Source organism: Methylomonas sp. MS20 (assembly GCF_050275925.1).
GTDB classification, from domain to species: domain Bacteria; phylum Pseudomonadota; class Gammaproteobacteria; order Methylococcales; family Methylomonadaceae; genus Methylomonas; species Methylomonas koyamae_A.
This window is the reverse complement of sequence record NZ_CP189962.1, coordinates 2,845,866-2,861,112: the sequence shown is the minus strand read 5'-3', so window position 1 is coordinate 2,861,112 and position 15,247 is coordinate 2,845,866. Positions and strand designations below refer to the sequence as shown.

At 54.8% G+C, this 15,247-nt stretch carries 14 protein-coding genes, 2 tRNA genes and 1 pseudogene; 13 read left to right on the top strand and 4 right to left on the bottom strand.

Translation table 11 applies throughout. The annotated features are described in order from the left end of the window. Nucleotides 1-40 precede the first annotated feature (40 nt). Nucleotides 41-508: a bacterioferritin gene (bfr, locus tag ACQE3D_RS12670; RefSeq protein ID WP_064029745.1), complete on the bottom strand. Its 468-nt coding sequence runs from the start codon at nucleotides 506-508 to the stop codon at nucleotides 41-43. A 242-nt stretch (nucleotides 509-750) separates the two neighbouring features. Here bfr and gcvT point away from each other — a divergent pair, with 242 nt between their 5' ends. The 13 genes and pseudogenes from gcvT to ACQE3D_RS12605 form a co-directional block, all read left to right on the top strand. Continuing rightward, nucleotides 751-1,836: a glycine cleavage system aminomethyltransferase GcvT gene (gcvT, locus tag ACQE3D_RS12665; RefSeq protein ID WP_064029743.1), complete on the top strand. Its 1,086-nt coding sequence runs from the start codon at nucleotides 751-753 to the stop codon at nucleotides 1,834-1,836. A gap of 3 nt (nucleotides 1,837-1,839) precedes the next feature. Beyond that, nucleotides 1,840-4,746, top strand: coding sequence for an aminomethyl-transferring glycine dehydrogenase (gene gcvP / locus ACQE3D_RS12660; RefSeq protein WP_313730215.1), 2,907 nt, complete (start codon nucleotides 1,840-1,842; stop codon nucleotides 4,744-4,746). 149 nt (nucleotides 4,747-4,895) lie between these two features. Continuing rightward, nucleotides 4,896-4,973, top strand: a tRNA-Val gene (locus ACQE3D_RS12655). A 48-nt stretch (nucleotides 4,974-5,021) separates the two neighbouring features. After that, entirely contained in the window at nucleotides 5,022-6,929 is a 1,908-nt protein-coding gene (thrS, locus tag ACQE3D_RS12650) for a threonine--tRNA ligase (RefSeq protein ID WP_313730216.1), read from the top strand. A gap of 22 nt (nucleotides 6,930-6,951) precedes the next feature. Then, nucleotides 6,952-7,476: a translation initiation factor IF-3 gene (gene infC, locus ACQE3D_RS12645; protein ID WP_082885574.1), complete on the top strand. Its 525-nt coding sequence runs from the start codon at nucleotides 6,952-6,954 to the stop codon at nucleotides 7,474-7,476. A gap of 148 nt (nucleotides 7,477-7,624) precedes the next feature. Further along, nucleotides 7,625-7,822, top strand: coding sequence for a 50S ribosomal protein L35 (gene rpmI, locus ACQE3D_RS12640; protein ID WP_054761633.1), 198 nt, complete (start codon nucleotides 7,625-7,627; stop codon nucleotides 7,820-7,822). 31 nt (nucleotides 7,823-7,853) lie between these two features. After that, entirely contained in the window at nucleotides 7,854-8,216 is a 363-nt protein-coding gene (gene rplT, locus ACQE3D_RS12635) for a 50S ribosomal protein L20 (RefSeq protein ID WP_071156617.1), read from the top strand. A 127-nt stretch (nucleotides 8,217-8,343) separates the two neighbouring features. Then, nucleotides 8,344-9,363 carry a phenylalanine--tRNA ligase subunit alpha gene (gene pheS / locus ACQE3D_RS12630; RefSeq protein ID WP_064029733.1) on the top strand — a complete coding sequence of 340 codons (1,020 nt, stop codon included), beginning with the start codon at nucleotides 8,344-8,346 and terminating at the stop codon, nucleotides 9,361-9,363. Nucleotides 9,364-9,377: 14 nt separating this feature from the next. Beyond that, complete coding sequence (gene pheT / locus ACQE3D_RS12625; RefSeq protein WP_313730217.1) at nucleotides 9,378-11,753, top strand: phenylalanine--tRNA ligase subunit beta; 2,376 nt, start codon at nucleotides 9,378-9,380, stop codon at nucleotides 11,751-11,753. Nucleotides 11,754-11,755: 2 nt separating this feature from the next. Further along, entirely contained in the window at nucleotides 11,756-12,052 is a 297-nt protein-coding gene (gene ihfA, locus ACQE3D_RS12620) for an integration host factor subunit alpha (protein WP_426993711.1), read from the top strand. After that, complete coding sequence (locus ACQE3D_RS12615; protein WP_064029728.1) at nucleotides 12,036-12,389, top strand: MerR family transcriptional regulator; 354 nt, start codon at nucleotides 12,036-12,038, stop codon at nucleotides 12,387-12,389. Before ihfA ends, ACQE3D_RS12615 begins: the two co-directional genes overlap by 17 nt. A gap of 58 nt (nucleotides 12,390-12,447) precedes the next feature. Then, nucleotides 12,448-12,524: transfer RNA gene (locus tag ACQE3D_RS12610), tRNA-Pro, on the top strand. 269 nt (nucleotides 12,525-12,793) lie between these two features. Then, nucleotides 12,794-13,068: pseudogene (locus ACQE3D_RS12605) on the top strand (type I restriction endonuclease subunit R); the annotation flags it as partial. Nucleotides 13,069-13,140: 72 nt separating this feature from the next. On the opposite strand, the gene ACQE3D_RS12600 reads toward ACQE3D_RS12605, so the two are convergent. The 3 genes from ACQE3D_RS12600 to ACQE3D_RS12590 are packed head-to-tail and all read right to left on the bottom strand — an operon-like array spanning nucleotide 13,141 to nucleotide 15,247. Then, nucleotides 13,141-13,554, bottom strand: coding sequence for a hypothetical protein (locus tag ACQE3D_RS12600; RefSeq protein WP_427500813.1), 414 nt, complete (start codon nucleotides 13,552-13,554; stop codon nucleotides 13,141-13,143). Then, on the bottom strand, nucleotides 13,551-14,462 hold the full coding sequence (locus ACQE3D_RS12595; protein ID WP_427500812.1) for a hypothetical protein: 912 nt from the start codon (nucleotides 14,460-14,462) through the stop codon (nucleotides 13,551-13,553). The genes ACQE3D_RS12600 and ACQE3D_RS12595 overlap by 4 nt, the downstream gene beginning before the upstream one ends. After that, the gene (locus tag ACQE3D_RS12590) at nucleotides 14,462-15,247 is read right to left on the bottom strand and encodes a hypothetical protein (RefSeq protein WP_427500811.1); all 786 of its coding nucleotides are present in this window, start codon (nucleotides 15,245-15,247) and stop codon (nucleotides 14,462-14,464) included. Before ACQE3D_RS12590 ends, ACQE3D_RS12595 begins: the two co-directional genes overlap by 1 nt.

The window sequence follows — 15,247 nt, the reverse complement described above, 5'->3', positions numbered from 1 at the left end:
TGCTCGACGCCGCCGACCTTGACTTCGTCCCCAAGCGAAATTACATCTGCGATTGCAGATAATTTTCCAGGCCGACCATTTGGATTAGACCCAATTGCTGTTCCAGCCAATGGGCGTGGTCTTCTTCGGTGTCGTCCAGCATCACTTCCAGGATTTCGCGGGTTTGGTAATCGCGCACGCTTTCGCAGTAGGCGATGACTTTGCGCAACGCGCCGACTACTGAAATTTCCACCGCCAGATCGTTTTTCAGCATCTCCGGCACCGTCGCGCCGACCAACAGCGGGTCGCGTTTGGACAGATTCGGCGTCCCCTCCAGGAACAGAATCCGCTTGATTAGCGCGTCGGCATGGTTGGTTTCGTCTTGTACTTCGTGGGCGATGCGCTCGTACAGTTTGTGTAATCCCCAGTTCTGATACATTCGGGAATGCACGAAGTATTGGTCTATCGCCGTTAGCTCGCCCGCCAGCAGTTCGTTGAGGTAGTCGATGACTTGTTTATCGCCTTGCATATCCGCTCTCCCGTGTTGAATTGTCTGGGGACTATGGTAATACAAAACCCTTTGGTCCGTTGGTGTTCCGGGCGGTGGCTCGGGCTTTTCCGGCTTTCTGACTATACTCAGGACGTCCACCGCATTCGCGGTAGCGATTCCTGATTAATGAAGGTTCTCACCTTGGCCCTACGGATTGGCGATTGGCGCCGTTCACGGTAAGCTTGGGCTGGCTTCGATCGGCGTCGTCCAGGAGGGGAGATATGTCCGAGTTAAAGACCACACCACTTTACGATTTGCATGGCCGGCTAGGCGCGAAAATGACCGCCTTTGCCGGTTATCGGATGCCGGTGCAATACCGAAACGGCATTCTGCGCGAGCATCGGCATTGTCGAGAGCAGGCCGGATTGTTCGATATTTCGCACATGGGTCAGTGTCTGGTGCTGGGCAAGCATGCCGCCGAAGCACTGGATCAATTGACGCCGGGCGGCATGACCGAACTTACGATCGGCGCGCAGAAATACTCGGTGTTAACCCATCCCGACGGCGGCGTGATCGACGACATCATCGTCACCCGGATTCCGTCCGGGGTATCGATTGTCGTCAATGCCGGCTGCAAAGCCGGCGATTTTGCCTATCTGCAATCCGTTTTGCCCGCTTCTTGCGAATTCGTCGAACAGTCGGAGTTGGCTCTGTTGGCATTACAAGGACCGTCGGCCGCGACTATTCTCGAAAAGCTTTCGCCAAGTGCCTCGGCCTTGAAATTCATGCAGGTTTGCGACGACGACATCGCCGGGATCGCTTGCCACATTAGTCGTAGCGGTTACACCGGCGAGGATGGATTCGAGCTGTCGGTGCATGTTGACGATGTCGAGCGGCTAGCGGTTTTGTTGCTGGAACAGGATGGCGTGGCGCCGATAGGCTTGGGTGCCCGCGATACCCTGCGTTTGGAAGCCGGTTTATGTCTGTACGGCCACGAGCTGAGTGCCGATATTAGCCCGGTCGATGCCGGGTTGTCGTGGGTATTTAAACAAGGTCATCAAGATTTTCCAGGCAGTTCGATCATTCTGCCGCAGTTGCAACACGGACCGCGCCGGCGAAGGGTCGGATTGAGCATAACCGGCAAAATGCCGGTGCGCGATGGTGCCAAGCTGTTTGCCGGCGAGCGGCCGGTTGGCGTTGTCACCAGCGGCGGCTATTCGCCAACGCTAGGCCGGCCGATCGCGATGGCCTTGGTCGAAGCGGCCTGCAGCCAAGTCGGTACCGAATTGCTTGCCCAAGTCCGGGACCAAACCGTACAGGCCAGCGTCTGTCGGTTGCCCTTTGTTCCTCACCGTTATCGGAGATAGGCTATGTCGGAACGTCTAGGTCTCGATCAATTGGAAATGCGCGGCAACTTCATCCAACGTCATATCGGCCCGGACCGCGAACAGGCTCAAGCCATGTTGGCCGCGTTGGGTTTGGAAAGGCTGGAGGACCTGATCGATAAAGTGGTGCCGGCCGACATTCTGAACCGTGAGCCACTCAAACTTACCGAAACCATCAGTGAGCGGGCGGTCATCAAATATCTGCGGCGGATGCGCGAGCGCAATCAGGTGCTGACTTCGATGATCGGTATGGGCTATTACGATACTATCCTGCCGTCGGTCATCAAGCGCAATGTGCTGGAGAACCCCGGTTGGTACACGGCTTATACACCGTACCAGGCCGAAGTGAGCCAGGGCCGGTTGGAGGCGCTGTTGAATTTCCAGCAGATGATCATCGATCTGACCGGCATGGAACTGGCGAACGCTTCACTGCTGGACGAAGCCACTGCGGTCGCCGAAGCGATGACGATGTCGCGGCGGCTGGCGAAGAGCTCGTCGAATCTGGTGGTCGTGGACCGCGATTGCCATCCGCAAACGATCGCCGTCGTGCAAACTAGGGCCAGTTCGTTGGGTTATCGCGTGCTGGTGAGCGACCCGTTCGACGCTTTGGAACAACATGAGTTTTTCGCGCTGATTCTGCAATATCCGGGCTGTAGCGGCGAGATTCATGATTTGACTGCCCCCATTGCCATCGCCCACCAAAAGCAAGCGCTGGCGACGGTGGCCGCCGACTTGCTGAGCTTGGTGTTGCTGAAGCCGCCGGCGGCGTTCGATGCCGATATCGCGGTCGGCAGCGCGCAGCGCTTCGGCGTGCCTATGGGTTACGGCGGTCCGCACGCGGCTTATTTCGCCACCCGCGACGAGTTCAAGCGTTCGGTGCCGGGCCGGATCATCGGCGTGTCCAGGGACGTGCACGGCCAGATGGCCCTGCGCATGGCCTTGCAGACTCGCGAGCAGCACATTCGCCGCGATAAGGCGACTAGCAACATTTGTACTTCCCAAGTATTGCTGGCTGTGATCGCCGGTTTTTACGCGGTTTACCACGGTGCGGCTGGCTTGCGTTTGATTGCCGGTCGGGTGCATCGCTACGCGCAAATTCTGGCCGCCGGCATCGTCGAAAGCGGGCATCAGGTGGTTAGCCTTTGTTATTTCGATACGATTGTCGTCCGCTTGCCCAACCGAGCCAAACGCATTGCCGCCCAAGCCGAGGAAGCCGGCATCAATCTGCGGGTGATCGACGCCGATCACGTGGGGATTTCGCTGGACGAAACCACGACCCGGGATCATCTGCGGGCGCTGTGGCAGGTGTTCGTGTCGCCGGTCGCCGATTTGCCGGACATCAACGGCCTGGATGGTCGATTGAGCGAATGCATTCCGGAAAACCTGTTGCGCGTTGACGCGATTTTGCAGCATCCGGTGTTCAGCCTGTACCACTCCGAAACCGAGATGATGCGCTACATGCGCCGGCTGGCTCGGCGCGACATCGCGTTGGATAGGTCGATGATTCCGCTCGGCTCTTGTACGATGAAGTTGAACGCGGCGACCGAGATGCAGGCCATCTCGTTTTACGAATTCAACGCGATGCACCCCTTCGTACCGATATACCAAGCCCAGGGCTATCAGCAATTGTTCGCGGAACTGGAAGACATGCTGTGCGACCTGACCGGCTTCCAAGCCTTTTCGTTTCAACCGAACGCCGGTTCGCAGGGCGAATATACCGGCTTGCTGGTGATCCGCAAATTCCACGACGTCAACGGCCACAGCCAGCGTACGGTGTGCTTGATTCCGGCGTCCGCGCACGGCACCAACCCGGCGAGCGCGGCGCTGGCCGGATTGCAAGTCGTCGTCGTGGCTTGCGACGACCACGGCAACGTCAGCGTCGACGATTTGCGCGCGAAATTGGCCGAACATGGCGATCGCGTCGCGGCCTTGATGATTACCTATCCCTCAACCCACGGCGTTTACGAACAGGCGTTCCGGCAAATCTGCGAACTGGTGCATCAAGCTGGCGGCCAGGTGTATATGGACGGCGCCAACTTCAACGCGTTGGTTGGATTGTGCCGGCCGGGCGCGATCGGCGCCGACGTAATGCATTTGAATCTGCACAAGACCTTCTGCATTCCGCACGGTGGCGGCGGCCCGGGCGTCGGGCCTATCGGCGTGCGCGAGCATCTGGCGCCATTTCTGCCGGATCATCCGGTAGTGGAGGGCGTCAATCCGCTGAAGGGCGAACATGGCACGGTCGGCACGGTGTCGGCGGCGCCGTGGGGCTCGGCTAGCATATTGACCATCTCCTGGGCTTACATTGCGATGATGGGCGCGGCCGGTCTGAAACGGGCCACGCTGACCGCGCTATTGAACGCCAATTACGTCGCGCGCCGGTTGGCGCCGCACTATCCGATTATGTACACCGATGCGAACGGCTGGGTGGCTCACGAGTGCATCATCGATTGCCACGAGTTCAAGAAGACCGCCAACGTCAGCGTCGAGGATATCGCCAAGCGTTTGATCGACTACGGCTTTCACGCGCCGACCGTGGCGTTCCCGGTCGCCGATACTTTAATGATTGAGCCGACCGAAAGCGAAAATCGGGCCGAAATCGACCGCTTTTGCGATGCGATGATCGCGATTCGGTATGAAATCCGCGAGATCGAAGCAGGGCGCGCGGCTATCGACAACAATCTTTTGCATAACGCGCCACATACGCATAGGCTGTTGCTGCAGGAATGGAACTTGCCGTATTCGCGGCAACAAGCACTGTTTCCGGATAGCCACCAGCATGACGACAAGTATTGGCCGCCGGTCGGCCGCATCGACAATGTCTACGGTGATCGCCACGTGTTCTGTAGCTGTCCTTTGGATTGGACGGAAGCGGATTCAGGCGCGGTTTGATGCTTGCAGCGACTCGGTATTTTTAGCTTCGGCGCGCCAATTCTCTTCGAAAACCGCGCAAGTGAGCGGAGCGCGACAGGGAAGTCAGTGGAAAAAGCTTGCAACAAAAAAAAACATCGTTATAATGCCCGAATCGAATGACAGACTTTAGGCGCGTAGCTCAGTTTGGTTAGAGCACCACCTTGACATGGTGGGGGTCGGTGGTTCGAGTCCACTCGCGCCTACCAAATATAAAGCACCGCATGACGGTGCTTTTTTTATTGTGGGATCGAAAAATGCCGGTAATTACACTTCCAGACGGTTCTCAACGCCAATTCGACCAAGCGGTTACCGTAATGGATGTCGCCACGTCCATTGGCGCGGGTTTGGCAAAAGCCACCCTGGCGGGCAAGGTCAATGGCCGATTAGTCGATGCGTCCACGTTGATTGAAACCGATGCCACTCTGCAAATTGTTACCGCCAAGGACGATGAAGGCGTTGAAGTGATTCGCCATTCGACCGCGCATTTGCTGGCTCAAGCCGTTAAGCAGTTATTTCCTTCAGCGCAAGTCACGATCGGTCCGGTCGTCGAAAACGGCTTTTACTACGATTTTGCTTTCGAACGCTCGTTTACGCCCGACGATTTGGCGGCTATTGAGAAGCGCATGCAAGAACTGGCTTCGCAAGATTTAGCGGTTAGCCGGTCGGTGTTGTCGCGCGACGAGGCGGTTAGCTTTTTCGAGGGTCTGGGCGAAAAATACAAGGCGGAAATCATTGCTTCGATTCCGGCCAACGAAGATCTGTCGCTCTATAAGCAAGGCGATTTCACCGATTTGTGCCGCGGCCCGCATGTGCCGAGCACCGGCAAGCTAAAGGCGTTCAAATTAATGAAGATCGCTGGCGCCTATTGGCGCGGCGACTCCAAAAACGAAATGCTGCAACGCATCTACGGTACCGCCTGGGGCGATGCCAAGGAATTGGCGGCGTATCTGCATCGGCTGGAAGAGGCCGAAAAGCGCGACCACCGTAAAATCGGCAAGGTCCTGGATTTGTTTCATACCCAGGAAGAAGCGCCGGGCATGGTATTCTGGCACGACAAAGGTTGGACCATTTATCAACAGATCGAGCAATACATTCGCGAAAAATTGCGAGTGAACGGCTACGGCGAAGTCAAGACTCCGCAGATCGTCGATCGCAGCTTGTGGGAAAGGTCGGGTCACTGGGATAAATTCAGTGCGATGATGTTCACGACCAATTCGGAAAATCGCGATTACGCGGTCAAGCCGATGAACTGTCCGTGCCACATCCAGATTTACAACCAAGGCATCAAGAGCTATCGCGATTTGCCGGTCCGCTTGGCCGAATTCGGTTCCTGTCACCGTAACGAGCCGTCGGGTACCCTGCACGGTTTGATGCGGGTCCGCAACTTTGTCCAGGACGATGCCCATATTTTCTGCACGGAAGATCAGATCCAGTCCGAGGTTTCGGCGTTCATCGATCTTTTGTTCGAAGTGTACAAAGACTTCGGCTTCGATCAAGTGATCATCAAATTGTCGACACGCCCTGAAAACCGGGTCGGAGATGACGCGGTTTGGGACAAGGCGGAAGGCGCTCTTGAGTTGGCCTTGAACAACAAAGGCCTGGACTGGCAATTGCAACCTGGGGAAGGGGCTTTTTACGGTCCGAAGATCGAATTTTCATTAAAAGATTGCATTGGCCGGGTTTGGCAGTGCGGCACGATACAGGTGGATTTTTCGATGCCGGCCCGCTTGGATGCCAGTTATATCGGCGAAGACAGCGCTCGCCATGTGCCGGTGATGCTGCACAGAGCGGTGTTGGGCTCGCTTGAGCGTTTCATCGGTATTCTGATCGAGCAATACGCCGGAAATTTTCCGTTGTGGCTGGCGCCCGTCCAGGTCGTCGTGATGAATATTACCGACAAACAGGCCGATTACGCCGAACAGGTGCGTCTGGAGCTGGAAAAACAAGGTCTTAGAGTTAAAATTGACTTGAGAAACGAGAAGATAGGCTTTAAAATCCGCGAGCATTCCATGCATCGTGTACCGTATTTACTGGTAATCGGTGACAAAGAGATGGAGAATAGGACCGTCGCGGTGCGTACGCAGCAAGGTGACGATCTGGGAAGTCTGGCGGTTTCGGAGTTGGTTGAACGCTTGAAACATGAGATTGCCGACAGGAAATAATAACAACGTGGAGGATTAGGGTATCAGCTCTAAAAAAGATGCAACACGCTTAAACACCGATATAACCGCTAGACGGGTTCGGGTGATAGGCGCAGAAGGTGAACAAGTCGGTGTAGTCTCAATAAACGAAGCTTTACAGCTTGCTTACGACGCAAATCTGGATTTGGTCGAGATTTCGCCGAATGCCGATCCTCCCGTTTGTAAAATCATGGATTTTGGCAAGTATCAGTTTGAGCAGAACAAAAAACTGCAAGCTGCCAAGAAGAAACAAAAGCAAATCCAGATTAAGGAAATCAAGTTCCGACCGGGCACCGAAGAAGGTGATTACCAGGTCAAGATTCGGAGTTTGGTCAAATTCCTCAACGAGGGCGATAAAACCAAGATTACCGTGCGTTTTAAAGGTCGCGAACTGACTCACCGTGAGTTGGGTATGGACTTGCTGAAGCGTATCGAAACCGACCTGGAAGAGCTGGCCTCCGTCGAGCAATTCCCCAAGTTGGAAGGTCGGCAGATGGTCATGGTTATGGCCCCGAAAAGAAAGAAATAATTAAGATTTCGCCGTTTCGATAAACGGTAGTCCGCGCGGGATGGTGCGGTCTTAAGGGCGTTTTGCCCAAAAATTCAATGGGGCCAAGCATTTTGCCTCACTGGGTTTTTTCTCAGGGATTATTACTTTGACTCACTGGAGAAAACAAATGCCAAAACTGAAAAGCCACAGTGGCGCGGGTAAGCGCTTCAAGAAAACCGGCACCGGCGGTTTCAAATGCAAGCAATCGCATAAGCGTCATATCCTGACCAAAAAAACCACTAAACGTAAAAGACAATTGCGTAAAACAGCCATCCTGCATCCATCGGATACGCCATTGGTAGCACGCATGCTGCCTTATAGTTGATCGATTCGTTATTTGCAGAGAGAGTTAAAACATGGCTAGAGTTAAACGCGGTGTCACCGCTAGAGCAAGACACAAAAAAATCCTGAAATTGGCTAAAGGCTATTATGGCGCCCGCAGCCGAGTCTATCGCGTCGCCAAGCAAGCGGTCATTAAGGCCGGCCAGTACGCTTACCGCGACCGTAAGGCTAAAAAACGCCAATTCCGCGCTCTGTGGATCGTGCGTATCAACGCTGCCGCGCGTCAGTTCGGCATATCCTACAGTCGCATGATCAACGGTTTGAACAAAGCCAATGTCGCGATCGATCGCAAAGTCCTGGCCGATTTGGCCGTGCGCGACATCGAAGCGTTTGGCGAGATAGCCAAAGTCGCTATCGCCAACCAAAGCAAACCGTAACAAAATCCGAGTCGTCCGCGCGGACGACTCGCGGTCGCTACCTCTCCGCCAAGGCGGGGAGGGCTCCCCGGGAATCCGCCAAAGGGAGCGGTTACCCCCTCAATGTCAGACTATAGTGAGCTGAGTCGTGTCGGCTGGTATCGAAGATATTATTACGCAGGCATTACAAGCGCTTGCCAATGCACAAGATCTGGAACAGCTGGATCAGATCAGGGTTCATTATTTGGGCAAAAAAGGCCTGTTTACGGAGCGCATGAAGGCCCTGGGCGGTTTGGACCCCGAGCAGAGACGGAGTGTCGGTCAAGTTATCAATAATGCCAAAACCGCCTTTCAGGACGCGCTCGAAACGCGTAGGCAGTTGCTGGAGAATGCCGAACTCGAGGCTCGTTTGGCTGCGGGGCGAATCGACGTCACGTTGCCCGGTAGAGGGCAATCCAGCGCCGGACTGCATCCGGTAACCGTCACCCAGCGACGCATCGCCAAGATCTTCGCGGACGCCGGTTTTACGATCGCCGAAGGTCCGGAAATCGAAGACGATTACCACAATTTCGGCGCGCTCAACATACCCGAGCATCACCCGGCCAGGGCGATGCACGATACCTTTTATTTCGATGCGCATACCGTGCTGCGCACCCATACGTCGCCGGTACAAATTCGGGTCATGGAATCGGAGAAGCCGCCGCTGAAAGTCATCGCGCCCGGCCGCGTCTACCGTTGCGATTCCGATATGACCCATTCGCCGATGTTTCATCAGGTTGAGGGCTTTCTGGTCGATACCGACGTCAGCTTCGGCGACCTGAAGGGCGTCATATTTGAATTCCTGCGGGCTTTTTTTGAGAAGGAAGTCGACGTCAGGTTTCGGCCGTCTTATTTCCCGTTCACCGAGCCGTCGGCGGAGTTCGACGTTTCATGCGTCATGTGCGACGGCCAGGGCTGTCGCGTCTGTAAACAGACAGGTTGGCTGGAAGTTGGCGGATGCGGGATGATCCATCCGGAAGTCTTCAAGTCGGTCGGTATCGATCCCGAGCAATACTCGGGTTTCGCCTTCGGAACCGGTGTTGAGCGCTTGGCAATGATGCGTTACGGTATCAACGACCTGCGGATGTTCTTCGAAAACGACTTGAAATTTTTGCAACAGTTTAGGTAACGGTGGATTGAATCATGCAAGTTAGCGAAGCCTGGTTGAGGGAGCTGGTTAACCCGCCGATCGATACCGCCGCCTTGGTTGCTCAACTGACGATGGCCGGCTTGGAAGTCGATGCGGTCACGCCGGTCGCGGCGGAATTCAGCGGCGTCGTCGTCGCGGAAGTGCTGTCGACCGAGCAGCACCCCAACGCCGATAAGTTAAGAGTCTGTCGAGTCAATGTCGGCCAAGCCGAGCCTCTGCAAATCGTTTGCGGTGCCAGCAATGTCCGGCCTGGTTTGAAGGTGCCGGCCGCTCTGATTGGCGCGATCTTGCCCGGCGACTTCAAAATCAAGGAATCCAAGTTACGCGGTGAATTATCGTTCGGCATGCTGTGTTCGGAAAAAGAACTCGGCCTTGCGGCGACTTCAGACGGTTTGATGGAGCTGCAAAGCGACGCGCCGGTAGGCGTCGATATTCGCGAATATCTGTTGTTGAACGACAATATTATCGAGTTGGGATTGACGCCTAATCGAGCCGATTGCCTCAGTGCGGTTGGCGTTGCCAGGGAAATGGCGGTATTGAACAAGCAGGCGTTTACGCCAACCGAACCCGCCGCCGCCGAAATCGGTCATTCGGACGTGCTGGAAGTTCAGGTTGAAGCACCGGAAGCGTGCCCGGTTTATTTGGGACGCTTGATTAAAGGGATTGCTAGGGATGCCAAAACCCCGCTCTGGATGCTGGAACGCTTGCGTCGTAGCGGTGTCCGAGGCTTGAGCGCGGTTGTCGATGTCACCAATTACGTGCTCTTGGAATTGGGTCAGCCCTTGCATGCGTTCGATGCGGCTAAGCTGGCCGCGCCCGTCGTCGTTCGGCGCGCTAAGGCGGGCGAATCGCTGGCGTTGTTAAACGACCAAACCATCGAGTTGGACGACGGCAGTCTGATTATTGCCGATCAACGCCAATCCCTGGCATTGGCCGGTGTGATGGGCGGCAAGGACAGTGCGGTATCGGATCAAACTTGCGATATTTTCTTGGAATGCGCGTTCTTCACGCCGATTAGCGTAGCCGGCAAGGCTCGGCAATATGGCTTGCATACCGATTCGTCCCACCGTTTCGAACGTGGCGTCGATTTCAGATTGCAACATCGGGCCCTCGAGCGCGCGACGCAATTGATACTTGAGATTGCGGGTGGTAGCGCTGGTCCGATCACGGAAGCGGTCGACGAAGATGCGCTGCCGGCCCGTAGTCCGGTCAAGTTGCGTAGCGACCGAATTGCGAAGATACTCGGAATCGAGTTGTCCAACGAAGCGGTCGCAACCTTATTCCAGGGCTTGGGAATGACGGTTGCGCAAGTCGCGGATGGTTGGGAAATCACCCCGCCAGGATTTCGTTTCGATATATCCATCGAAGCGGATCTATTGGAAGAAATCGGCCGCATCCATGGTTATAACAACCTGCCCAGCAGCAATTTGCGCATGCGCGCCGAACTGGGCAAAGCGCCGGAAAATCGCTTGACGCTCGAGCGGTTGCAAGACGCATTGGTGGATAGAGGCTATCAGGAAGTTATCACGTACAGCTTTGTCGATGAGGCGATGCAAAAGGCCGTCGCACCCGGTGCCGAATTTATACGGATTCAAAACCCGATTTCGTCGGAACTGGCGGTCATGCGTACCACGCTCTGGTGCGGTCTGTTGAACGCCGCGCTTTACAACACTCATCGCCAACAAAGTCGAGTTCGCTTGTTCGAGTCCGGCCTGCGTTTCGTATATCGCGATGGTCAGATCCAGCAGCAAAAAATGCTCGCCGGGCTGGCCCTGGGTAGCGTTCATGCGGAACAATGGGCAGAGAAGGCCCGTAGGGTCGATTTCTTCGATGTGAAGGCTGATGTCGAAGCTCTACTCGCGTTAGGTGCGTCAGCCGCCGGTTTCCGCAGTGCTCAACATTCGGCCCTGCATCCTGGTCAGTCGGCTGAAATCGTTGGTTTAGAGGGCGACAGTATCGGTTGGCTGGGAATGTTGCATCCTTTGTTGGAAAAGCAGTTGGGTTTCGATAGTCCGGTATTTTTATTTGAATTGGCTCTCGATGCTTTAACGATTCGGCAAGTGCCCAGTTTCAGCCCGCTGTCTAAATTCCCGTCGGTACGTCGGGATTTAGCATTGGTGGTCGATCAGGCCGTTGCCGCCGGCGATATCGTCCGTTGTGTCCTAGACTGTCGGGAACCGGCTATTCGGGAAGCGGCGATTTTCGACGTCTACCAAGGGCAAGGCGTCAGTGAAGGTCACAAAAGCGTGGCCTTGAGCGTGGTATTACAGGATTTCGAGCAAACTCTGACCGACACTGAAATTGATGCTATATTTCGCAGGGTGCTCGATACTTTGGCGACCAATCTGAATGCAAAATTGAGGGAGTGATTGTGGCATTAACCAAAGCAGACATTGCGGAAAGACTCTTCGAAGACCTAGGCTTGAACAAACGAGAAGCCAAGGAAATTGTCGAATTGTTTTTCGAAGAAATTAAACGTTGCCTGGAGACCGGGGAGCAAGTGAAAATTTCCGGATTCGGCAAATTCGAGCTGAGAGACAAAAACGGCCGACCGGGCCGTAACCCTAAAACCGGAGAAGAAATCCCGATTACTCCACGCCGGGTCGTGACGTTCAGAACCGGACAGAAACTGAAAGCCCGAGTGGAAGCCTATGCTGGAACCCAGTAATAACAACGAGTTGCCGGTTATACCGGCGAAGCGCTATTTCACGATAGGCGAAGTTAGCGAACTATGCGGGGTTAAGCCCCACGTATTGCGCTATTGGGAGCAGGAGTTTAGCGAACTCAGTCCGGTAAAACGCCGCGGCAACCGCCGTTATTACCAACGACACGACGTATTGCTGATACGGCAAATCAGAGCGCTGTTGTACGAGCAAGGCTACACGATAGGCGGCGCCAGGGCGCATCTGGCCAGCGGTAGCGCCAAGGAAGACACGCTAAGGACCAAGCAGCTTATCCACCAGATGATAAGCGAACTGGAAGATATTTTAGAACTTTTGAAGTGATCAATCGGCAAAGCCGTGCTACAATAACCGGCTAATTTAGTTCATCAGCATTTCTTTTCGGGGCGTAGCGCAGCCTGGTAGCGCACTTGTCTGGGGGGCAAGTGGTCGTGGGTTCGAATCCCGCCGTCCCGACCAATTAAATCAACTACTTATAAAGCATGTGGTTGCTATAAGTTTCAGAATTGTCATTTCGGTACAACAATTTTCAATGCTTGCCGACTGATCGTTACTGGAAAGCTACTTACTCTCTTTGCTCTAGCCGGACTTGGTTAAAATCCTGGTCATCCAAATTAGTTGCAAACTAATCCCGGCCTGATTACCAAATTTTCTGGCAATATCTACGTTCAGCCACTCTAACGTTATACTATTCGGCCAACCGAATCGTTAGATAGGACTCCTGATTTATGGATAAAAACGAAAAGAAAGCCCTCAGCGAAACCGACATCTGCGACCTTTTCATCACTCCAGCTATCCGCGACGCCGGCTGGGACGCCTCCGACAAATCCGCCGCGAAGTAACTCTAACCCCTGGCCCCATCGTCGTTCGTGGCAATGTTTCCTCGCGCAATAAGAAAAAAAAGAAATTTGCCGACTATGTGCTGTAGTGAGAACCCGGCGTGCCCGTTGCGGTAGTCGAAGTCAAAGACAACAACCACACCGTCAGCCACGGTCTGCAACAAGTGTAAATTCGCGCGATTTTTGTCGTAATTTAGCGGGATATTTGTCGCGAATTATCGCGGTTTTAACGCCGTTTAAACTGCCAAAATCGAAACAACAAAATCAAGCGCTGGCCAGTCAGAGATTTTGATCGAAATATCTCCAACCACGTCGCTCGAAACCAGTTCAGACTCACCGCAAACACGCGTCGTCGTCGATGCACCAATCGTGATTTCCATCGTCGCGCCAACCGGAACATTCGATAGCGTTGCGACATCGATACCGTTGGCCAATATTATTGTCTTATCGATAGTGACGCCCATTGCCGGGCGAGCAATCGGCGCTTCGGCTTCGAGCGGTACATAAAGCGATGATATCGATCTGACGTTAGAAATTGCGGCGTCAATTAGCCATTGGCCTTCAGTCAGCTTGTCCGCCAGCGCGCCCTGATCGGCACCGTCCCACGCTTCAATGATGTGACCATCAGACGACACAACCAACAAGGTCATGCGGTGATCTCCTCCACGTATAACAGGATGTTGCTCATCTGCTTAGTGATCGATCCGGAGTATTTCCAGTACAAATAAATGCTGAAGCTCATGCCACCCGTGCCAAGCTTCAGAATGCCGCCGCTGATCATCACGGTGCCGGAAATAAACCGACTGCCCATATCGATCGTTGAGTCATACGCCACTTGCTGAGCAAGGGGAAGCGTGTCCGACATTAGATCATTAGCGATACCGAAGTACCTCGTGCCATCCGTCGTTGTTTCGATCAAAAAGGAAATTTTCAGCGTGATCTGACGTAGATACGCGTTTGCACATGTGAATCCGCTGATCTCCAATTCGTTCATTGTAGAACCCGGCGGTGCCCAGGCGGTGGCGGTGAAATATCTCGTCAACTTAGCGATGTTTCCGGGAATCAGCCGATCGCGGTCGATAATTCCACCGCCGAGCAACGTCGCAAAATTGCCAGAGTTGATCTGATTGACCGTCGCTAGCGCGCCTTGGCCGCTGATGGCGGCCGCTGTGTTGTTGCCGGTAATATCGCCGGCGAGTACCCAGGCGGAGCCGTTATAGCTGTACACCTTAGGATTCAACGTAGTCGTGTCGAACCAGATATCGTTCGTCGTCATGCCGGACGTCGGCGCGCTGGTTTGCCGAAAGATAGTGTTCTTGGTGGCGTTGTTGGCCGGCTTTCCCGAACCGGTGACATCGGACCATGCGACCGCGCTCGGGTCTTCGCCGGCGCCGGCGTAATAGCTGGCCGGATGCCAAGCGGCGGTGCCGTCCAGGCCGCGTAGCCAAGCAGCTAAATCGGACAGGCTACCGGACGCCGCACCGGTGACTGCGCTACCGCCTGGCGGTATTGATCCGGCAATGACGAGCTGACCGGTGGCATCGAGATACAGCGCCATTATGCGATCACCTCGACCACGTTAAACCCGACTTGATGAGTCAGCACGTACGGGTTATCAATCGGAGACAGCTCAGACAGTTGCCCGAGGAAATGCCGCTGCTGGTTATACGTGGTATCCGTGCGATCGCGGATCAACAGCACTTCATCGGTGATGTCGACTACTCGTTGCAGTTCCAGCGCCGCTATCGCCTCGGCTTCGTTCATCCAGTCCAGTGCAAACTGAAATTGCCTTTGCCCGACTCGACGCAAACCAATCATCGCGCCACCTTGGGTTTGCACGACTTCAGAGCGTGAGCGATAGCCGATGTGATTGCCGTAGCTCATGTTGTCAGCCGGCGCCAGCGCCGGGCCGACGAAGATGCGGCCGATCTCGATATACCCGTCGGGATTGCTGGAATCGGCAATCTCAAGCCTCCAATAGCGCGCCGATATCGAAGCCGCCAATCCTAAAATCAAATCGGGCGTAAACGCAGCAGCCGAGACATAGCCAGAATCATATAGCGGGACAGAATAAGTCGAGTCGCCGTTACCCGCCGCACGTACTCGAAACACGCCCGCCGCCGACAGATTTGTGCGGATGGCCGCAAAGCATTGAGCGGTCCTATTTGCGCCTAAATCGATATTCAGCCAGCTCGATCCGGTGGCATCATCGACCGTGCGCGCCACTTTAGCCAGCCGCCGGTTCTTAACGTTGGCCAACGGAAACGACGTTGACCACGAACCGCCACTCAGCGTATCCGAACTCTCGATCAAATTGCCATAGCCCAACATCAAATTAGCCAC